General features: G+C 49.3%; 31 protein-coding genes. 28 read left to right on the forward strand and 3 right to left on the reverse strand.

Annotated features, from left to right (window positions below):
• The 3 genes from GSQ70_RS25985 to GSQ70_RS10520 all read left to right on the forward strand — a co-directional run.
• Nucleotides 1-181: hypothetical protein (locus GSQ70_RS25985; protein WP_233268270.1), on the forward strand; the 181-nt coding region annotated here is incomplete at its 5' end.
• Entirely contained in the window at nt 178-411 is a 234-nt protein-coding gene (locus tag GSQ70_RS10515; RefSeq protein WP_158782484.1) for a hypothetical protein, read from the forward strand. The genes GSQ70_RS25985 and GSQ70_RS10515, both read left to right, overlap by 4 nt.
• Before the next feature lie 124 nt (nt 412-535).
• Complete coding sequence (locus tag GSQ70_RS10520; RefSeq protein WP_158782485.1) at nt 536-730, forward strand: hypothetical protein; 195 nt, start codon at nt 536-538, stop codon at nt 728-730.
• Between the two features lie 40 nt (nt 731-770).
• Here GSQ70_RS10520 and GSQ70_RS10525 read toward each other — a convergent pair whose 3' ends face one another.
• Both GSQ70_RS10525 and GSQ70_RS10530 read right to left on the reverse strand, forming a co-directional pair.
• Nucleotides 771-1,007, reverse strand: coding sequence for an ATP-dependent RNA helicase HrpA (locus GSQ70_RS10525; RefSeq protein WP_158785279.1), 237 nt, complete (start codon nt 1,005-1,007; stop codon nt 771-773).
• Between the two features lie 47 nt (nt 1,008-1,054).
• The gene (locus GSQ70_RS10530) at nt 1,055-1,282 is read right to left on the reverse strand and encodes a YodC family protein (protein ID WP_158782486.1); all 228 of its coding nucleotides are present in this window, start codon (nt 1,280-1,282) and stop codon (nt 1,055-1,057) included.
• Nucleotides 1,283-1,311: 29 nt separating this feature from the next.
• Here GSQ70_RS10530 and GSQ70_RS10535 point away from each other — a divergent pair, with 29 nt between their 5' ends.
• From GSQ70_RS10535 to GSQ70_RS10640, 22 genes are all read left to right on the forward strand, one after another.
• The gene (locus GSQ70_RS10535) at nt 1,312-1,869 is read left to right on the forward strand and encodes a terminase small subunit (protein ID WP_158782487.1); all 558 of its coding nucleotides are present in this window, start codon (nt 1,312-1,314) and stop codon (nt 1,867-1,869) included.
• Nucleotides 1,856-3,196, forward strand: a complete 1,341-nt coding sequence (locus tag GSQ70_RS10540; RefSeq protein ID WP_158782488.1) for a PBSX family phage terminase large subunit — start codon at nt 1,856-1,858, stop codon at nt 3,194-3,196. Before GSQ70_RS10535 ends, GSQ70_RS10540 begins: the two co-directional genes overlap by 14 nt.
• Before the next feature lie 9 nt (nt 3,197-3,205).
• Entirely contained in the window at nt 3,206-4,459 is a 1,254-nt protein-coding gene (locus tag GSQ70_RS10545) for a DUF1073 domain-containing protein (protein WP_158782489.1), read from the forward strand.
• 4 nt (nt 4,460-4,463) lie between these two features.
• Nucleotides 4,464-5,273 (forward strand): phage minor head protein, encoded by an 810-nt coding sequence (locus tag GSQ70_RS10550; protein WP_158782490.1) that lies wholly within the window; start codon nt 4,464-4,466, stop codon nt 5,271-5,273.
• A gap of 140 nt (nt 5,274-5,413) precedes the next feature.
• Nucleotides 5,414-5,581 (forward strand): hypothetical protein, encoded by a 168-nt coding sequence (locus tag GSQ70_RS10555; RefSeq protein WP_158782491.1) that lies wholly within the window; start codon nt 5,414-5,416, stop codon nt 5,579-5,581.
• 61 nt (nt 5,582-5,642) lie between these two features.
• The gene (locus GSQ70_RS10560) at nt 5,643-6,746 is read left to right on the forward strand and encodes a DUF2213 domain-containing protein (RefSeq protein WP_158782492.1); all 1,104 of its coding nucleotides are present in this window, start codon (nt 5,643-5,645) and stop codon (nt 6,744-6,746) included.
• Nucleotides 6,746-7,258 carry a hypothetical protein gene (locus tag GSQ70_RS10565; protein ID WP_158782493.1) on the forward strand — a complete coding sequence of 171 codons (513 nt, stop codon included), beginning with the start codon at nt 6,746-6,748 and terminating at the stop codon, nt 7,256-7,258. The genes GSQ70_RS10560 and GSQ70_RS10565 overlap by 1 nt, the downstream gene beginning before the upstream one ends.
• 9 nt (nt 7,259-7,267) lie before the next feature.
• Nucleotides 7,268-8,206: a DUF2184 domain-containing protein gene (locus GSQ70_RS10570; RefSeq protein WP_158782494.1), complete on the forward strand. Its 939-nt coding sequence runs from the start codon at nt 7,268-7,270 to the stop codon at nt 8,204-8,206.
• A 35-nt stretch (nt 8,207-8,241) separates the two neighbouring features.
• The gene (locus GSQ70_RS10575) at nt 8,242-8,454 is read left to right on the forward strand and encodes a hypothetical protein (RefSeq protein ID WP_158782495.1); all 213 of its coding nucleotides are present in this window, start codon (nt 8,242-8,244) and stop codon (nt 8,452-8,454) included.
• Complete coding sequence (locus GSQ70_RS10580; RefSeq protein ID WP_158782496.1) at nt 8,454-8,861, forward strand: DUF4054 domain-containing protein; 408 nt, start codon at nt 8,454-8,456, stop codon at nt 8,859-8,861. The genes GSQ70_RS10575 and GSQ70_RS10580 overlap by 1 nt, the downstream gene beginning before the upstream one ends.
• On the forward strand, nt 8,852-9,502 hold the full coding sequence (locus tag GSQ70_RS10585) for a hypothetical protein (protein WP_158782497.1): 651 nt from the start codon (nt 8,852-8,854) through the stop codon (nt 9,500-9,502). The genes GSQ70_RS10580 and GSQ70_RS10585 overlap by 10 nt, the downstream gene beginning before the upstream one ends.
• Nucleotides 9,503-9,552: 50 nt before the next feature.
• A complete protein-coding gene (locus tag GSQ70_RS10590; RefSeq protein ID WP_233268271.1) occupies nt 9,553-9,843 on the forward strand; it encodes a hypothetical protein in 291 nt (96 codons plus the stop codon).
• Entirely contained in the window at nt 9,836-10,342 is a 507-nt protein-coding gene (locus GSQ70_RS10595; protein WP_158782499.1) for a hypothetical protein, read from the forward strand. Before GSQ70_RS10590 ends, GSQ70_RS10595 begins: the two co-directional genes overlap by 8 nt.
• 14 nt (nt 10,343-10,356) lie before the next feature.
• A complete protein-coding gene (locus GSQ70_RS10600; RefSeq protein ID WP_158782500.1) occupies nt 10,357-11,709 on the forward strand; it encodes a DUF3383 family protein in 1,353 nt (450 codons plus the stop codon).
• A gap of 10 nt (nt 11,710-11,719) precedes the next feature.
• On the forward strand, nt 11,720-12,169 hold the full coding sequence (locus GSQ70_RS10605; protein WP_158782501.1) for a phage protein: 450 nt from the start codon (nt 11,720-11,722) through the stop codon (nt 12,167-12,169).
• Nucleotides 12,169-12,627 (forward strand): phage tail assembly chaperone, encoded by a 459-nt coding sequence (locus tag GSQ70_RS10610; RefSeq protein WP_158782502.1) that lies wholly within the window; start codon nt 12,169-12,171, stop codon nt 12,625-12,627. The genes GSQ70_RS10605 and GSQ70_RS10610 overlap by 1 nt, the downstream gene beginning before the upstream one ends.
• Nucleotides 12,628-12,786: 159 nt before the next feature.
• Nucleotides 12,787-14,415 carry a tape measure protein gene (locus GSQ70_RS10615; protein ID WP_233268272.1) on the forward strand — a complete coding sequence of 543 codons (1,629 nt, stop codon included), beginning with the start codon at nt 12,787-12,789 and terminating at the stop codon, nt 14,413-14,415.
• On the forward strand, nt 14,415-15,122 hold the full coding sequence (locus GSQ70_RS10620) for a phage baseplate protein (RefSeq protein ID WP_158782503.1): 708 nt from the start codon (nt 14,415-14,417) through the stop codon (nt 15,120-15,122). Before GSQ70_RS10615 ends, GSQ70_RS10620 begins: the two co-directional genes overlap by 1 nt.
• A complete protein-coding gene (locus GSQ70_RS10625; RefSeq protein WP_158782504.1) occupies nt 15,119-15,460 on the forward strand; it encodes a hypothetical protein in 342 nt (113 codons plus the stop codon). Before GSQ70_RS10620 ends, GSQ70_RS10625 begins: the two co-directional genes overlap by 4 nt.
• Nucleotides 15,435-16,382, forward strand: a complete 948-nt coding sequence (locus tag GSQ70_RS10630) for a hypothetical protein (protein WP_158782505.1) — start codon at nt 15,435-15,437, stop codon at nt 16,380-16,382. The genes GSQ70_RS10625 and GSQ70_RS10630 overlap by 26 nt, the downstream gene beginning before the upstream one ends.
• On the forward strand, nt 16,369-17,043 hold the full coding sequence (locus GSQ70_RS10635) for a Gp138 family membrane-puncturing spike protein (RefSeq protein WP_158782506.1): 675 nt from the start codon (nt 16,369-16,371) through the stop codon (nt 17,041-17,043). The genes GSQ70_RS10630 and GSQ70_RS10635 overlap by 14 nt, the downstream gene beginning before the upstream one ends.
• The gene (locus GSQ70_RS10640) at nt 17,043-17,783 is read left to right on the forward strand and encodes a hypothetical protein (RefSeq protein WP_158782507.1); all 741 of its coding nucleotides are present in this window, start codon (nt 17,043-17,045) and stop codon (nt 17,781-17,783) included. Before GSQ70_RS10635 ends, GSQ70_RS10640 begins: the two co-directional genes overlap by 1 nt.
• Nucleotides 17,784-17,796: 13 nt before the next feature.
• Here GSQ70_RS10640 and GSQ70_RS10645 read toward each other — a convergent pair whose 3' ends face one another.
• Nucleotides 17,797-18,060, reverse strand: coding sequence for an Arc family DNA-binding protein (locus GSQ70_RS10645; protein ID WP_158782508.1), 264 nt, complete (start codon nt 18,058-18,060; stop codon nt 17,797-17,799).
• A gap of 115 nt (nt 18,061-18,175) precedes the next feature.
• On the opposite strand from GSQ70_RS10645, the gene GSQ70_RS10650 reads away from it, so the two are divergent.
• From GSQ70_RS10650 to GSQ70_RS10660, 3 genes are all read left to right on the forward strand, one after another.
• Entirely contained in the window at nt 18,176-18,337 is a 162-nt protein-coding gene (locus GSQ70_RS10650; protein ID WP_158782509.1) for an Arc family DNA-binding protein, read from the forward strand.
• 70 nt (nt 18,338-18,407) lie between these two features.
• Nucleotides 18,408-19,292, forward strand: a complete 885-nt coding sequence (locus GSQ70_RS10655) for a BRO family protein (protein ID WP_158785281.1) — start codon at nt 18,408-18,410, stop codon at nt 19,290-19,292.
• A 62-nt stretch (nt 19,293-19,354) separates the two neighbouring features.
• Nucleotides 19,355-19,696 carry a hypothetical protein gene (locus GSQ70_RS10660; RefSeq protein WP_158782510.1) on the forward strand — a complete coding sequence of 114 codons (342 nt, stop codon included), beginning with the start codon at nt 19,355-19,357 and terminating at the stop codon, nt 19,694-19,696.
• Nucleotides 19,697-19,717 lie beyond the last annotated feature (21 nt).

The following is a 19,717-nucleotide window of genomic DNA, read 5'->3' on the forward strand; positions in this document are numbered from 1 at the left end:
CGCGCAAGCATCACGCACAGCGGCTTCAGTCGTTGTCGACACTACCGGCGCATCATCAATGATTGTTCATTACAACAACGGCGAGAGCGACACGTACGCAACGCCAGACGACAGTTTCACGATACCACCCGCTCAAAGGAATTGGGGAGTGCGTTATATGAAGAGGATTGAATTTGCATGACAACAGAGCGAATAACACTGACTGCTGATCCGGTGCAGATAACTGACGGCACCCAGACAGCCTATGTGCTGGCAGATGATGGCGTGTTCAGATTCGCGGACTCAGACAGCAAACCAACAGATTTAACGCTGTCAGGAGCGAAGGCAGAAGCAACATTCAGTGAGCCATTTGTTATATGGATATGGGCAGGTTCAGGATTTGGCACGACTGTTACTGTGCTTAAACGCTAGTTTATAAAATTCTGTAAAAGACATTCACTGAGTGTCTTTGACAGAACAAACACAATGAATCATCGGTTGCTGGTATCAGCATTGCCGAGGGTTATATCCAGTTAACCAGCAGGAAATTCTATTTATGATCAGATTAATTAAGCATTGGAAGGTGAAATGCTGGCACTCGGTCGATGAAGAATTTGATCTTGGTATAACAGCAAGTCCTGATCCTGACATAAAAAATGGCTTTCTTATGGCCTGTAGAGATGGCGAATGCATAGGAATTCGACTGGAAACCATCATCGGATTCAGCATTATTCCCATTTATGAAAAGTGAAAATTATGGCGACCAAAAAGAAAACTGGCCGCCATGAATATCAGCCGCGCGCTTCTCGACCCTCTTCATCTTCGGGGACGCGGTAGCGCCAATACTTTTCAGGCTTCACCCAAACTACATCTTTACCGCTGTCTTTGCGGAATTGGTTTATAACAGGGGTAGATAATGCGAGATTTCCATCAGCATTTTCTTTTAGCAGTTGTTCGTTATCCATCTTAACTAGGTGGTCAACAACATCTTGCTGATAAAGGCATCCATCTCGAAACAGTGCTTTCATCATCCAGTTAGAAATCTCTAATGCAGACAGCTTTGGAGCGTTTGGGCTTATGGCTTTGGGTTGGTAGAAGTCAGAGACTCTTCAGGAAATGTGCCGCTTTCAAGTTTTTTTCCAGCGAACCACTGGCACTTGTATTTTCCGTTGAACGGATATGTGCCACCTTCATAATCATGTTCCTGACTCGAAACAGACATAGCCGGTCCTCCAGTGACTAAATAGACAATATCTCCAATGTTGTATTTAGGAGCGGTTTTTGGAAGTTGATTTTTAGGCATAAAACATCCCTTTTTATATGGAAACTCAAATGGCACTCACCGACAAACAAGAAATGTTCTGTCGCGAGTACCTCATCGATTTGAACGCCACGCAAGCGGCCATTCGGGCGGGGTACAGCGAAAAGACCGCTAACCGCATTGCCGCTCAGTTATTGTCAAAACTTGACATTCAGAACAGGATCGCCCAACTCAAAGCGCAACGCAACGAGCAAGTAAACATTGATGCAAGTTATGTGCTCCGACGCCTGGTTGAAATAGACCAGATGGACGTGCTCGACATTGTAAGGGATGACCTTTCGCTCAAGCCGGTCACTGACTGGCCCGCATCATGGCGGCGATACATCTCCGGCTTTGACCTGGCAGAAATGTTCGAGTGCACCGGCGAAGACGGCGGGAAAGAGCTGGCTGGCATCCTCAAAAAAATAAAATGGCCGGACAAGGTGAAGAACCTTGAACTGCTAGGCAAACACGTTTCGGTAATGGCATTTAAAGAACAGGCGTCCCACGAACACACCGGTCCTGATGGCGGACCAATTAAGGTTGAAACCAGGCCACTAACGGCGCTCTTCGAAGATGACAACACTTAATCCGGCATTTCGCCCATTCATCAAGCCACATCGCTATAAGGTGGCTAAGGGTGGACGTGGTTCAGGGAAATCATGGTCGATGGCTCGATTGCTGGTTGAGATAGCAAGGCGCGGCACATATCGATTCCTTTGTGCGCGTGAATTTCAGGCCAGTATTCAGGACTCAGTAATACAGCTCATCAGCGACACGATAGAGCGTGAAGGGTATCTGAAAGAATTTGAGATTCAGCGTAACTACATCAGACATCTGGCGACAAGCAGTCTGTTCATGTTCTACGGCATTAAGAACAACGTCACTAAAGTTAAATCTCTCGAAGGCATCGATATTTGCTGGGTGGAAGAGGCTGAGGCGGTAACGAAAGAAAGCTGGGACGTTCTGATCCCAACTATTCGTAAACCCGGCAGCGAGATTTGGGTGAGCTATAACCCGAAGAATATTCTTGACGACACGCATCAGCGCTTCGTTATTTCTCCGCCTGGCGACATCTGTCTGCTGACGGTAAATTACACCGACAACCCGCATTTTCCTGACGTTCTCCGCCTGGAGATGGAAGAATGCAAACGTAAAGACTTCGATCTTTACCAGCACATCTGGGAAGGGCAGCCGGTAGCAGATAGTGAACTGGCGATTATCAAACCGTCGTGGATTGCTGCGGCTGTCGATGCACATTTGAAACTTGGGTTTGGTGCCGGCGGTAAAAAGCGCATTGGATTTGACGTCGCTGATGAAGGCGAAGACAGCAACGCTCTGACGCATGCCCACGGCTCTGTAGTGCTTGATGTTGAGGAGTGGTCGAAGGGCGACGTAATTGACTCCTCTAACCGGGTAAACCTGTTTGCAGATAGTGTCATGGCTGACCAGATAACCTACGACTCAATAGGTGTTGGCGCTGGCGTAAAGGCTCACATGAAGCGCGTAGCTAAGCGGCAGGTTGACGGCTTTAACGCTGGAGCCGCTGTGTTCGAGCCTGATGCCATCTATATGCCGGGGAAAACCAATAAAGATATGTTCTCAAACCTCAAGGCACAGGCATGGTGGAGAGTGCGTGACCGGTTTTATAACACCTGGCGTGCAGTAGAGCATGGCGAGAAGTTTCCCGATGACCAACTAATCAGCATTTCATCCAGTATCAAAAACCTCGAATACCTCAAAGCTGAATTATCCAGGCCCCGAGTCAATTACGACAACAATGGCAGGGTAAAGGTAGAGAGTAAAAAGGACATGAAAAAGCGCGGCATTCCGTCGCCCAACATGGCCGATTCCCTGATTATGGCCTTTGCGCCAACTTCTAACGCGCTGGAGAGGTTAAAAGCCCTCGCCAGTTAAGGTGAGGCAATGGCTAAACGCAACAACAGACAGCAAAAGAAAATCGACAAGCGAATGAACATGGACAGCTATCAGAATGTGTTCATGAACGTTGGCAATGCTGGCGACCGATCTGCTTATTCCAGGATTAAATTTGCACGCCTCATTGATAAGCCCACGCTGGACAGCATCTATCTGGGCGATGGTCTTGGTCGCCGCATTATCGATATTGTGGCTGATGAAATGTTTAGATCCGGCTTCACTATCGACGGGGCAAGCGACGAGCCAGCTATCCACTCTCGCTGGGATGAGCTGAACCTGACGCAACATTTCACTGATGCAGTGGCATGGGCGCGTTTATACGGCGGTTCAATGATGCTGTTCGGCGTTAATGATGGAGGCGATCTGGAATCGCCGATGACAGACGGTGAGTTAGAGTTTGTTCGCGTCTATGACAGATATCAGGTTCAGCCTCATCTGCGTAATGCCGACCCATCAAGTGCTAATTTTGGTGAGGTCGAGGTTTACCAGATAACCCCCTTCACTGGCACGCCATATTTCGTTCATGCCAGCCGATGCCATATTTTTGACGGAGAGAGGTTACCCAATCAGGTAAGGCATCAGAATCAGGGCTGGGGTGCGTCTTGCCTACAGGGTATTTATGACGCCCTGACCGACTTCGGCATGAGCCACAAGCACGCAACCAGCTTACTTGAACGCAAACAACAGGCTGTTTGGAAGTTCAAGGGTCTGTCAACAATGTGTCAGGACGATGAAGGAAGCGATATCGCCCGCAAGCGCATCAACATGGTCGATATGACCCGTTCAATAAACAACATGATCGGCATAGATGCTGATGATGAAGATTACGTTCTGATGCAGGGCGATTTGGCAGGCGTTGTGGACGTGCAGGACAGGAAGCAGCTACGGATTTCTGCATTGACCGGTATTGATGAGCAAATTCTGTTCACCAAGACGCCATCAGGTCAGGGTGCTGACAAAACAACAGTGCCTGAATCATGGAAGCAGCTCATAGGGCGCAAGCAAAAAGATGAAGCCCGCCCAGCGATTGAGAAAGCTGTCTCGTTGCTTACCAGAGATCAGACCTGGACGATTAAATTCAATCCGCTGTCTGTGCCGAGCGAGAAAGAGCAGTCTGAAACAGACAACGCTCAAAGCCAGGCCGACGAGCGCTATATGCAAAATGGTGTCCTTGGGCAGATCGAAATGCGCGATACGTTGCGTAAGCGTGGCCGCTATGTAATGACTGACGATGAGGATTAGCCAGATGAAGAGGAAACTGATCTGGCTACATCCGGTCAGCGTGGAAATAACGTATCGGGCCGCACTACTGAAAGCAACGAGGCAGTTTAATCGCAATATTACCGATTATTACGGTGATATTCGCTTTGATGCCTGGGATGACGATATGTCGTCTGTGCTAGCTGCTCTGAGAAATCTTTCAAATCGCATATTCAGCCCTGTAATAGAGCGCCTGCCCAATCTGTTTTCGCTGACCAGTCAGATTAATGACCGGCAATGGAGGCTGGTTGTGAAGGGCGGAACAGGCTTTGAATTGCCACCATCACAGGCGGTGATTGCCGGGCAGACGATTGTGCCAACATCATCCGGCGTGCTGGGCGTCGATTCCTACCGCGCCGAGCCGTGGCTTGCTGACATGCAAAAGGTATGGGTATCGGAAAACACCCGGCTCATTAAGTCGATACCAACCGGTCAGCTGGATGATATGCAGGGAATCATTCAGCGCGGAGTGATGAATGGCACCAGCGCGGGAACAATAAAAGACCAGATAGTTGAGCGCTACGGTATATCAGAGAATCGCGCAAAGCTCATAGCTGTAGACCAGATTGGTAAGGCCAACTCAGCTCTCACGCAGCAGCGTCAGAAAGATGCCGGGATTGACGGCTATATCTGGCGTGGCGTCCTGGATAATCGTGAGCGTCAGGTACACATCGACCGCGAAGGTAAGTCCTTTAAATGGTCATCACCTCCTTCTGATGGGCACCCCGGACAGCCAGTGCGTTGTCGCTGTTATGCAGAGCCTGACTGGACTGGTAGTGTGTTTGATATTAACTGAATCGGGAGGTAGTCATGACGCAATTCGTTTTTGCGGCTGAGCCGCATAAAGAATGGATGGCAACTGGACTCTTCCAGGAGAAGAGATAAACTGTCGGTGTACATGGTCGCCGGTTATTCCCGGCCTGAGCTAGGTGTAATATGGAAAATAAAGACGGCAATCAGCTAATCCCGCTTGTGGAGGAGTTGCTGGAAAATGGTGATTTTTTCATTTCAGCAATAGAGAGCAGTGACCACAACTTCAACTTCGAAGAATGGAAAGAGAGGCTGTTGTCCGCGCTTGAGAAAGAAAAATTAAAGAATAAATAGTCAATGCATCTAACAGGTCGCCACGGCGGCCTTTTTTATTGCCTGATATTTAGGAAAGACTATGAAACAAGTCACCCGCTATGACGTGGGAGAGATTCGCGCGTCCGTAAATGAGGATGGCTACCTCCAGGATACGCCTGTTGTTGGCCGCGTTGGCATCCAGACATACCGCAATCCAGATGGCAGCGTCAGGCGCGAGCTTCGCCCTCCTGAGGAAGTATTTAAAGCTGACTCCCTGGCAACGTTCAAAGGTAAACCGATTACCCTGGGCCATCCCGGCGCGGTCAATGCGAAGAACGCAAAACGACATCAGGTGGGCACCATGCTGGATATTGCGCAGCAGGATGGCGACAACCTGAAGGTTCCTATCATCATCCACGCCGACGAAGCTATCAGCAGAGCAACTACTGGCAAGTCAAAACAGTTGTCACTCGGTTACCGGCTTGACCTGGACGAAACCCCAGGCGAGTGGAACGGGCAACCGTATGACGCTGTGCAGCGCAATATACGCATCAACCATCTGGCTCTTGTCTCAAAGGCTCGAGCCGGAGATGTGGCAACACTGAATCTCGACGGTGATGAGGAAGTTCTCAACATCGACGCTGACGACAACCCACCAAAAGGTACAACAATGCAAAAACTCCGCTTAGACAGCGGCCTCGAATATGAAGCAGCCCCTGAAGTGGTTGTTGCATATCAGGCGCTGAAACAGGATGCCGAGGACGCTAAATCTAAGCTGTCCGACGCAACCAACACCATCACCACGCTGACCGCAGAGCGAGACACGCTGAAAGCCGACGCTGCTGAATTTGATAATAAGCTGAAGGTTGCGCGTGAAGACGCAGAAAAGTCGATTAAATCGCGTACTGAACTGGAAATTAAAGCCAGCAAGCACGGCATCAAATGCGATGGCCTTGATGACGCAGCAGTTAAAAAGGCAGTCATTATCAAACTCAAGCCAGGTCTGAACCTCGACGGCAAGGACGATGCATACATTTCAGCAGCATTCGACTTTGCGGTTGACAGCGCGCCAATGGAAAAACAGCGCCAGATCGTTAATCAGGACAGGGCAGAGGCCCGCAACGATGCAGCTCAGCCAACTGGCGCAGCTGCCGCCCGGCAGAAATACATTGATCGCCTCCACGGCAATAAGGAGTCCAAATAATGGCCGTCCAGCTCTCATATGATAACGATATGCAGATCGCCATGCCTGGCATGCGCTCTGATTCCTCACTGCAAAATACTGACGGCTGTAATGCCGCTCAGGGTGCAATTAAACCCGGCTATGTCGTTGCTCGCGTTTCAGTGGCGAATGACAAACGTGTCGTTAAACAGGTTGCCGCTGCAGGCGATGCTGCAAACCTGATGGGCATTTGCCGATTCAGTCAGTACGGATGCTCAACAGGCCAGTATGAAAATGGCGACGCCGTTAACGTAATGACATTTGGCCGAATCTGGGCAGTAACTACGCTGACATCTGCGCCCGCTATGGGAACGATGGTTAGTGTGATCACCTCTGGCGACGATGCCGGGAAAGTGGCAGCAACTGGCGGAACTGCAGCTCTTGGCTGGGTGCTTACTGGCCGATTCACTGATTACATCGATAACACAGGCGCAACTGTTCATCTGGCAGAAGTGCAGCTCCGCAACCAGACCGCAGAACCGGCCTCAGCGTAAGGAAAAATAATGGAACACATGAATTATGACGAAGCCGATCTGAATGCTATTCAGGCTGGCATGGCGGTGCAGGGCATGAATATGGATGAAGGCGAGTCCATCTTCTTAGCCCGTGAGCTGGATTACGTTAAGCAGCGAGTCTACGAGAAAAAGTATCCTGCGCTCACTGCGACCACTCTTTTCCCGGTAACCAGCGAGCTTCCTTCTTACATTAAAACTTTCACATATGGCATCTGGGATGCTGTCGGTATGGCGCGTATTATCGCTGACTACAGTGATGACCTGCCAAATGTCAGCGTTAATTATCGCGAGGAAACAGGAAAAGTTTACTCACTAGGTAACTTCTACGAGTACAGCCTGGAAGAAATCCGCGCCTCTCAGGCAACAGGTAAGAACCTGTCTACCCGCCTGGCAAACGCCGCTCGTCGCGCCCATGACGTGAAAGTTAATGACCTGGCGTTTCATGGCGACGACGATTACCAGATTGTCGGCTTCCTCGATCACCCGAACATTCCGGTTACCACTTCTGCAGGGTGGACCACCGGCGAGATTGCTTCAGGTGAGTTGGAAGATGCTGTCACGGCCATTGAGACAATCACTAAGGGTCTTTATGGCGCAAACCTGATTGCACTGCCGCCAAGTAAGTTCAAGGTGCTGTCCAAGCCTATGCCGAACACCAACACCTCATACATGACCTACTTCAACACGCAGTATCCTGGACTTCAGTGGGTGCGCGTTAATGAACTGGAGGACATCGACGGCAACGGTACTAAAGCGGCAACCGTTATGGACCGTGACCCGGACAACGCCTCAATGGAAATCCCGCAGCCGTTCGAACAGCTACCGCCACAGGCGAATAACCTGGCATTCAAAATCCCATGCCACAGCCGCGCTACCGGCGTACAGGTCTACCGACCTCTCACCATCCACCTGATTAAAGGTATTTAAGGAGCCAGACGGCTCCTTTTTTTTGAGGATAAAATATGAAAATCACCAACAAATCGAAGCGCCTTTATTACGTTGCCGGACAAAAGCTGATCCCCGGCCAGACTGCGGAAATTGACGATAGCTGGAAAGAAATTGCTTCAGTAAAAACCGCGCTGGATGGTGGTGAGCTGGTACTGGCTAAAACCGATGCTGAGGTGGATGCCGCTCCTGTAGAGAAATCAACCAAATCGACCAAGGCCGACAAGTAATGAATATCGCCGCATTTGAAGGACTGACGGCACTGGAGATATTCCGCAAGTTAGCGCCTGAGTTTGCGGCTGTTCCTGATCCCGTTGTGCTGGGCTACATCGACCTCGCCTCTCTGTTTGTATGTGAGGGTGATTATGGTAAGGCCTTGAATGTCGCCCTTGCGTTGATGGCCGCTCATATCATGGCGTCACCTGGTGGCTATTCTCAGGATGGATCAACATCAGTTGGCAAGATTCTGTCACGCAAGGAGGGAGACCTGTCCATCACTTACGGTAGCGTTTCCAGTGACGCGGATTACCTATCTGGCACGACATACGGAAATCTTCTTCAGATGCTGCGTAAGCGGCTTGGACGTGGATTTGCACTGATGACGCGGGGAGTCGTGGGAGGCTGTGTATGTCCGTAAAGATACAAGATAAGCGCATAAATTTTGACAGACTTAAGCGCGAACTTGAAAAGTCAGGCGGCAAAGAGGTTGTTGCAGGGATTCAGCAGGGAGCAGTAAACGATGGGTTACAGGTCGCTCAATATGCAACATGGAACGAATTTGGCGCAGTTATCAAGGCGCACACCAGAGACGTGACTATTTATCGGAAAATAAATAGCAAAGGGGGCTTTTCTTCTCGCGCCACCAAAAATCTGAATGTTGCTGGCACAGAATTTAAGAGAGTCAGCGGGGCTAGGTTTACCAGGAAAGAGAAGTCAAATTATGCGACAACTCATACAGTAAATTTCGGGCAGCGCACCATTCCTTCCCGGCCATTTATGCGTACGTATTTCGAAGAAAACATAAATACGCTTGAAAAGGTGATGCAAAACGGTGTCCGCGCTGTGGTCACTGGTAGATCTACAATTACTCAAGCCCTTAACGCAGCTGGCGTCAGAATGGTGGATGGAATAAAGAAAAGTATTCGCAATGGTAATTGGGAGGCTAACTCACAAGCAACAATCCGCCGAAAGAAATCAGCGAAACCACTTATTGACTCAGGTGTGATGCTTAATTCTGTAACTTTTGCCATTCACGATTACGGGACGACTAAAGAATGAATCCTTTTCGCAGGCCGTACACCGTAAGGACCCCATCATCAGGACAGTATGTGAATGGTGAATGGCAGGATGGTGCCTACGTCGAATCTACAACTTATTTCTCCGTTCAGTCGATAAAGAACACTCAGGAGATTGAGCACCTTCCAGAAGGGCGCAGAATTGACGATTATCGCCGCCTGTACAGCGACACGCTATTGCAAATTACCAGCGACAGCGCTCTGTCTCAGCCGGTGCTGATTGTTATCGGCGGTCACAACTATGAACTGACCCACCGCGAGCCGTGGCAGAACGGAATCATCCCGCACTACAAATATTATTGCGTGAGGAAATACGATGGCTGATTTGGTTGAGTCTGTCGCCGAATCCCTCTTAACCTCCCTCATCGACATTCCCATTATTCGAGCCAATCAGAACGGGCCGCGCCCGAATCTCCCCTATGCCACATACCAGGTTACCTCACGAATAACTATCGGTAGCGATGACTATGGCGCAGTGGACGGTGGCGGCCTGATGCCGATTAAAGGCACCAGAGAAGGCACGATAATGGTGAATTTCTTCGGGAGTGATGCAAGAGAGAACGCCGACAATCTGGTTAATTCCATCCGCAAGACAACGTCCCGATACGCCATGCGCCGCCTGAATATGATTATCAGCGACACAGGCAACGTTACTGACCTGACCGCACTTCGCGACAGCGCCAATTTCGAACCTATGGCAAATGTCGACCTTTCTTTCCGCTACACAGCAAATTACACCGACGATGTCGGATTAATCGAAACCGTTGACGCCACCGGGAATGTCGGCGGCGAGACCGTGCATAAAACTATCACCGTTGACTAACTACGGAGCTGTCAATGTCATCATTAAATCAAATCGCCAATGTTGATATCTCACTCAACACGGCTTCGGTTGGAAAAGCCTCATTCGGCATCCCGCTAATCGTCTCACCGACCACAGCATTTAGTGATCGCGTGCGTAAATACAGCAGCTATTCGGCGGCGACCGGTGACAATCTGGACGCTGGTACACTGGCAGCTTTGCAGGCAGTGTTCAGCCAGACCCCGCGACCAAAACAGGCTTATGTTGGGCGCAGGGATGCAAACGCAATTGCAATCAGTCTGTCATCTGATCCGGTTACTGGCCGCATCTACTCATTTACGGTGGACGGAACCAGCGTCACTTACACAGCTAAAGACGGCGATGATGTTGCCGCAGTGCTGGAGGGGATTGGAGATGCTCTGGCGGCGAGTAGCGTCTCATCATTGTTCGCAGTGGCAACAGTGACTGATAACGTTCTCAGCGCGAACGTATCCAACCCCGGCAATACGGTCATTACTCCTGTGAGCAATATATCCCTTTTGACCAGGGGTAGTGATACCGGACTGGCTGCAGATATGGACAAGATTAAGGCTGAGGATAACACCTGGTACGGCTGGTCACTGGTCGAACTGAGTGATGATCTGATTAACCAGGGTGCGGCGTGGACAGAGACGCAAACGAAGCTGTTCTTTTCACGCACTTCAACACCTGCAGTATGGTCAAACGCAACAGATGACATCGCCAGCCAGCTACAGGCAGCACAATATCTGAGGACCGTTCTTATTGCTCACAGACAATCCTCAACGGAATACCCAGACGCTGCAGTAATGGGTAGATTTTTCACAAAAGACCCAGGCCAAACCGTGTTTGCGCTGAAGTCTCTGGTAACTGTGACCAACAGTAAATTCACCGACACTGAAAAGTCGTGGGTTATCAGCAAAAACGCGAATACCTACGAGCAATATGCAGACAACATCTATCTGTTTGGTGTGGGCACCGAAACCAAAGCATCAGGCAAGGTTGCCTCAGGCGAATGGATTGACATTGTTCGTGACCGTGACTGGCTTGTTGATGATATTCAGACGTCAATCGCCAGTGTGATGATCCGCTCCGGCAAAATCCCTTACACAAACGCAGGTATTGCGCTGATTGTTAACACACTTCGCGCCCGCCTGCAGAATGCACAGTTGCAGGGCGTCATTTCTCCGGATGAGAAAGACACCCTGGGCGATACTGTGCCTGGATTCAAAATGACATACCCCAACGCTGCAGATGTTGATGCTGACACCAAAGCATCACGGATTCTCTATATCACATTTGATGCCCTGCTGGCTGGTGCTATTCAGCTTGTCCAGATTACCGGCACTCTTTCTTACAGCTACGAATAAGGAGCTTTAAATGTCTGCTAATTACGGCCTGTCCGGCACATTTGACGGCTCTGAAGTTCACGTGATTATTGGCGTTGTTCCGCTATATGGTTTCTCTGATGGAGACTCAGTGACCGCGACTCGATCAACGGACCTTTTCACAAAGCGAACCGGGCTTGATGGCTCAACCGGGCGAGCCAAGAACACCGATAAGTCCGGGACTATAGAAGTTCGTTTGCTGCAAACCAGCCTCGCGAACGATGCGCTGTCAGCATTGCTAAACATGGACAGCCTTGGTCTTGAGGGTAATGCCGTTTTCCCTGTAAGCGTGGTTGATATGTCGGGACGCACGGTGATTTCCGGGTCTGATTGCTGGTTGCAAACCGCTCCTCCTGTTGCGTTTTCCACGAACGCTGTTGGCGAGCGCGTGTGGACCTTTGCTTCAGCCGCATTAACTATGTACGTAGGAGGTAATAACTGATGGAAATGCACACCTTCACAGTAAATGGAAACGAATACTCAGCGGCAAAAATGAATGCGTTTTCTGCTGCGAAACATCTGGTGAAACTGAAAACCCTGCTGGACAAAGGGTTGACCCAGGGCACAGAAGCCAACGCCATTGCGCTGCTCTCTGGCATTGATGAAAGGACCCTGGAGACGGTCATTATGCCGATTATGCGTGATGCGATGGCCTCCAGTATTACTGTAGGCGTCAAGCTGGACAGTGAGCAAAACGTTGATAAGGCTTTCAATGTTGACACTCTCTTTGATTTCTTCGAGGTGATCTGGGAGGTGCTGAAGCTGAACTTCTCCCCTTTTTTCACCAGAATATTGAGCCTGTTTGGACTGACCCCCGAGGGATTAGTAGCCAAAGCGAAGGCGCTCGCGAAAGAAAAAGCGGAGAAAGCCATCGCCGACCAAAACGTGAAGGCAAGCTAAGACCTGACGTTCATGATGAGTTGTGGGTGTGGCGTCCGATATTGCGGCAAATGTGTACCGTTGAGGGAGTCAAATCCGGACAGGTGTCCGTAGAGGACATCATCAAACTTAACGGCCTGATAGACATGACTGATTATTACAGCGCCCCGGAGGAATAACGTGGTTATACGCGAATTACTGATCCGCCTTGGATTAACTGGCGGAGAAGCCACCGGGCGCGACCTGGATAAAGTTGATAATAAGGTTAAGAGCGTCACAGAGAGCTTCCGTGGTCTGGGCGGCGTTCTGACAGGTGTCCTGGCGGGCATCAGCATAAAATCCATCATCCATATTGCTGATGAAATGCAGTCGCTGGAGTTTCGTCTGGGGCAGATGGTGACATCTACCAACGGCGGCGCTGAGGCGATGGATAATCTGTCTAAGCACGCCAGTGATGCAAGGGTGAGTATCGAGTCTTACGCCGAAGCATATACCGGCATCGGCGCGGCCACTCACGAACTTATCAAATCTGAGCAGGACCTTCTCAGCGTTACAGATTCCGTGGCTATGGGTCTGCAACTTGCTGGAGCAAACACGCAGCAGACAACCAGTGTAATGATGCAGCTGACTCAGGCTATTGCGGTCGGAAAGCTGCAATGGGCTGATATGCGCATCATCATGCAAAACTCTGATGCCTTCGCTTCTCGCCTGGCGACATCGCTTGGTATGACGCTTAATCAGATGGTGCAGGCCACACAGGGACAGGGTGGCGGTATCGGAGCGGATAAGATCGTCAATGCACTAAGGAATATGTCCGGCGAAGTGAAAAAAGAATTTGCTTCAATGCCGATGACGGTCACCCAGGCGATGACAATCATCGGGGCCCGTTGGGATATGTTCATTCACCGACTTAACAGAAGCACATCAGCAATATCATGGATCGCCGATAAGTTTCTGTGGATGGCGGATAAAATCGAATATTCGCTTGATGTTATCGTTGACGCATTAGGTGGCGCTGAGAATGCCGTTAAGCTTCTGGGTGTTGCCCTTGGTGCTGCTGGCCTTTTGGGCCTGTTGTGGGCATTACCTGCAGCGTGGGCGGCTCTCACCTCGCCAATCACCTTGATCATTGCCGGTCTTGTTTTGCTTTATGCTGCTGGTGAAGATGTCTACAGGTGGCTCAACAATCAATCATCATTGCTTGAAAAAGCAATAGGCCCTGCAAAAAACTATCATTCTGAAATAGATGGCATAACAGGTGGCTTAAGAGATTTAGCTGCAATGGCTAGGTATGCATTAAACATTCTTCAGAAGTTGAAAGATTTCATGAACACCTTCCAGGATTCAGCGCAGTCTCTTGGCGACAAATTAGGCACAACATCGTTTGCCCCTTGGTTAAAAGAAAAGGCGGGGTGGCTCACTGATGATCTTGGGCAGTGGGCGTCATGGGCTAACGATAAAACATTTGGGGCATTTGATGTGCCAAAAATGTGGAGTGATTCGATTAGGGGAATTCGTGAATTTAATATTAACCAGCAGGGAGTGGGTAGCGATGGCGTGCTAAAAAATACAGGGGTTAATATAATGAATCCCCCTGTTGTTCCTCCATACAATGCATCTGGCACACCTCAAAATATGCAATCCGGATCCGTAACTATTTCAATCGGGTCAATTGAGGTTCCATCAGGAACAACTCAGGAACAGGCTGATTATTTACGAAACGTGGGTTCATCTGTTTTCAATGACGTTGGCTACAAGTTGAGTTCGTTAAACGATGACATGTCATTTAACCGTGGAGTAACCAAATAATGGCCTTTACTGACCTTCTTGGCTTCCTATGGAATTCAAACAGCACCAGCACTTTCTCACTCAGTGATGAATCTGTGGGAAATCTGGAGTTCGACTCAATCGACAGCGAAACGCACGACTGGCAGCGAGATGTAACACAAAACCCGGTTGAGAACGGATCGCCAGTTGCCGATCACATCATTGAGCGACCCCGTAATCTGACGGTAACGGGCATGATTAGTAATACCCCGGTTAATGGTTCCAACATCTTTAATTCTTTAGTCAATGGCTTTAACGAAGAGGACGCAGTAGCCAAAGCCTTTTCCACGCTGGACGCGCTCTATAAGTCAAAGTCACTGGTAACCATTTATACCCGATATGCGGTATATGAAAACATGGTTATCACCAGCATTAACATACCCCGCACGCCGGATGTTGGCGATGCCATAGTGTTCACAATCCAGGCTACTCAAGTGCGCATGGTATCCACTCAGACGACCAGCCTTCCCGAGGGGGTTGGAGTGAAGAAACAAACCGACAGCAGCGGTAAGGCTGGAACTTCCAATAGCCTTGACGAGGCAACTAAACATCGGGCAGGTGGCAATCAGAGCCTGGGGAAAGCCTCGTCAGACGTTGGCACGCTTGAAGGTCTAACGAAGGGGATAGGAAACGCGACTGATAAATTAAAAAACACGTTATCGGAAGCTATAGGAAGGTGGAGTCAATGATCACAATTAACTTTCAGTCTGGGTTCCCGAGTCAGTCAGTAGATATAGCAATTGGCAACCAGACCTACACCCTGCGGACTAAGTGGAATGAGCGATTCTCTTTCTGGTCACTGAGCATCTTCGACCGAGAATCCACCGCCATCGTCACCGGTATACGCATGGTGCGTGATTATCCGCTTATCGGCTACCTCTCCTTGTCGCAGTTTGACGGAGATTTTGTTTACCTGCGGGCTTACGGAACCAAAGAGGAACCTGATTTTGATTCGATGGGGACAGATTTCACGCTGGTGTATGTCACTGGAGATGAATTAGATGCCGCTATTTCTGAGAACGGCTGAAATTATTATAGGCCAGCCTGGTGGAGAAGCGGTAAGTATTAAAGACCTGCGATTTGAGTTTGATATTCAAAAAACCTCCAGCAAAACGGCAAACAAATGCAGCCTGAAAGTTTACAATGCCTCGCAAAATACAATCTCGATGATGGAAACGATTAACAATATCGTCATATTGAAAGCTGGTTATGAGCAGGACGTAGGTGCAATTACTTTATTTACAGGGACGGTCTGCAGATCGCTGACATACCAGGATGGCGCTGATGTGCTCACAGAGATGGATTTGCGGGACAGCGTTATACCATTGCGAGACGCGAAAATTTCTATCAGCAAGCCACCAAACACTTCAGCCATTACCGTACTTAACTCTGTAGCAGCAAATTTTGGATTGCCGCTCAAAATGTCCGTTAGCGTGACTGACCGCCAGTACCAGGCAGGCTTTGCGTATAACGGTAGGGCGCGTGACGCTATGGACAGAGTGTGTAATTTCCTCGGTCTGGAATGGTCGGCACAGGATGGTGAATTACAGGTTATTCGCAAAGGCGGGGTGTTTGGCGATACCGCTGTAGTGCTGTCGAACGACACTGGCATGATTGGCTACCCTCGCCGCGAGGCGAAGACCATGACTGAGAAATCAGCGGCGAAAGAGGGCATCAAATACGGACAGAAGGGCGTCATTCGCACCGTAGTCGATGTGGAAGAGCCAACAGCAAAAATGAAGGACCGTGTGACACTGGAAGTTCAGGGTTACCGAGTTCAGTCTCTCTTGAACCCGGCTATTTACCCTGGCTCATACATAAAACTCATTTCGCGTGGCATTGATGGCGAGTTCTTCCGTGTAGAGGAAGCCAGATACACCGGTGACACACACGGACAGGCGTGGAACGTCGAAGCACTTTTAAGGTATCCAAAAGATGGCGGATCGTAACGACTTCATTGAAGCGCTGACGCAGATGATTGGCAGTGAGCTGGACCAGGTGAACACCGCTATCCCGTGTACCATTACGGGCTACAGCAACGGGCGCGTCACCGTTCGCCCCGATGGCAACAAGGTTTACCCAGATGGCGACAGCAACGCTTTTCCCATCCTGCATAGTCAACGCCTGGTGTGGCCGAAATTCGCCAACGGTCAGGCTGGAGTGAAAGGGCCGGTAATGGCTGGTGATAAGGGCCTGCTTATCGTCTGCCAGCAATCCATTGATGACCCAGACGACCTGCGCAAATTCGACCTGATAGACAGCTACGTTATCCCCGGAGGCGACTATAACGACTCAGTGCCGGGTAACGGCGATATGCGCATGTATTTTGGCAACGCCTTCATTGCTATTGATGCAAACGGGAAGATTACCATCAATGCGCCAGGCGGCATCGTTGAGACCACGCCATTGCACACCGTTAAAGGTAAGATGACAGTGGAGCAGTTATTCACCTATCAGGGCGGCATGTCGGCATCTGGCGGCACGGGCGGCGTGGCAAACGTCACAGGAACGATGAATGTAACTGGCGACGTGATTATCAATGGCATTAAAATAGGCTCTCATGTACACACTGGCGACAGTGGCGGCACAACTGGAGGGCCGAAAAACTAATGGAAAAGAAACCCGGGTTCAAGCTTGGTCGGTTTTTTATATTTCTTATCGCAGCTTTTGTTATTTTCGTTTTCTTTTCTCCTGACGGCAAAAAAAATATTACATCGCCAAGTGAGGCGTCTGCTGCAAGTGCCGAAAAGAAAAGCGAGACTGACAGCGATAGAATAGTCCGGCTAGCTGATGTTGAGCAGTGGTACTATGATCGCCCCGGCACAGTAGACCCCAGCCTTAAAAAGAAAATGGGCAAACAGGCGAAGCACTATAAGGATCTGGTGAGCGCAGCAGCATATCGCATAGCTGCAAAGACTGGCAGTAAAGTTGAAATGTCGTCAACAAGAGATGGCAAGGTTTTCACTGTCAACACGCAGGGGGGCGGGAAGTATGACCTTGATATCTCCGACCTGAAAGACAAGCAGGGGCGCTACTATGATGCTGAAGACGCCGCAGTTCTACCGGAAGTCAAAACTCAGTATGAAAAATGGATGTCCAAGGCTTGCCCTTCAGACTATGACGTTACCAACGTTAAAAATTTGCTGAAGAAAAACTCAACCAATCCCGCCACAGTAGATGTTGACTGGCTTACCAGCGAGCAGGACTTGGGAGTATATCCTGACGGCACAAGAGAACTATCGGTAAATTTCCAGAACAAAAACTCTTTCGGTGTTGATATGAGATACATAGCAACCATCAAAGTCAGCCCAAAGTGCACTTACAAAGTGGAAAAACTGGATAAGTATTGAAAATAAAGCCCACTCAGGTGGGCTTTTTGTTGTCTGCTTCAGCTGTAAGACGTTCCAGCTTGGTGATAATATCGCGTTGCTCGCGTGCAAGCTGATTGATAAGTTGCAGTTGCTCCGATTCAACCGCCGTCAGTTTTCCATCAATGACATCTTGCAGTATCTGCACGATTTCAGAGTTCATAGACCTTCCGTTATCTCTGGCTCTTTCTTGTAATGAGGACTTTAGCTCCTCAGGCAGTCTGACCCCAAGCGGGGCGATATGGCTGGCACCTTTCATCTCAGATATCCATCTAAAAACAGTGCTACATAATGTAGAGACTTTTCTATTGACATGATAGCTACATGCTGTAGTATTTATTTGGTTACATCATGTAGACAAAGAGGGGGTTATTTTGGAAAACGCAAGCAACATACCGCCAACAGGGATTCGTTTCCCGGAGGCGTTGAAAATTCTTCTTAAGCAGGTAGCAAAAGAAGAGGGTCGCTCGGTTAACAGTGAGGTGATCAAACGCATCGAAAGGAGCTTGAAAGAAGATGGCTTTATTAAAGCGTAAAAACGACGAAACCCCAACCGCGCCAACGGATGAGGTTTCTAATTTGTCAGCAACTTGCAAGGAACTAACAATGAAGATCATAGCAAAAGAAAAATCAGATTTCACTATTTTCCGCTTTGGCAAGAGCGAAATTCGCGTCATAGATAAAAATGGAGAGCCATGGTTTGTGGCGCAGGATGTGTGTGATGCGCTTAGCCTGTCTAATTCCCGCATGTCCCTTAAGGCGTTGGATGACGACGAAAAAGCTGACGTAAGTTTAACTTACACCAGCTCAAATGGCGTGGTGCAGGCACGGGATTCGAGTATTGTCAGCGAATCCGGAATGTACACACTGGTTCTCCGCTGCCGTGATGCTGTGAACAAAGGATCTGTCCCTCATGCTTTTCGCAAGTGGGTGACTGCTGAGGTTCTTCCTGCCATTCGCAAACATGGTGTGTACGAAAAGCCGATTGCAGAGAAAAAGAATCGCCAGTCCACTGCTACACAGCTCACGCCTTTGCGCCAGACTGCAGAACGACTGATTGCTACCGGGCTGGGCAAAATCTATCCTGACATTTGGAAGCACGTTCATAGTAAGTTTGATGTTAAGCACATTCATCAACTCACCCCGGCGCAAGTTGGGGAAGCAGTTGAGTACCTGAATGCACTTGAGGGTGAGTATCTCGGCAAGGCAAATAAGCAAATGTCGCTGCCAATTTCTTTCCCTATGAGCTACTTCGAGAAATATAGCTGGATGCGCGGTCTTGATGACAGAGCGTTGAGTGCGCCATGGCGATATCCAGCTGATATGCTGATTCCGAACGGAGATAATCCGAACCCTCTCGGAAAGATGCTCGGTGATATGCGTCAGATGGGGTATGAAGTTGAAGCGGCGCTATTTCAACTACTTTCCCTGCAGCACCACCTTGAGAACTTGCGTCAGAAGATTGGCATTATCGAGCGCACAATTCGTTAATTGACTAGATGATTTACCATACACAACCCGCTTAACTGCGGGTTTTTCTTTATGAGGACTCCATGATCGACTTCAGATTAACTGACGGAAAAATCTCGTTTGCAGATGGCCTTGTCCAGTATGTAGACGGTGCCGAGCGCGTCAGGCAGCAGATTGAATTCAGGCTGTCACTGTTCCGTGGTGAATGGTTCCTGGATGGTGATTTTGGCACACCTTATTTCCAGTCCATTCTTGGCAAGCAGGTCACTATCAACGGTGCTATCAGCGCGATTAAAACGCAGATTCTTGACGTTGATGGCGTCACCACCCTGAACGATTTCACCTGGTCTCTGGACAGAGAAAACAGGAAGCTCTCGGTAGAATTCGAAGCTCAGACAGATTACGGCATTATCCAGTATCCATAACAATCACTGAATAAAACGCGA

This window comes from Pantoea sp. BAV 3049, from assembly GCF_009765445.1.
Taxonomy (GTDB): domain Bacteria; phylum Pseudomonadota; class Gammaproteobacteria; order Enterobacterales; family Enterobacteriaceae; genus Erwinia.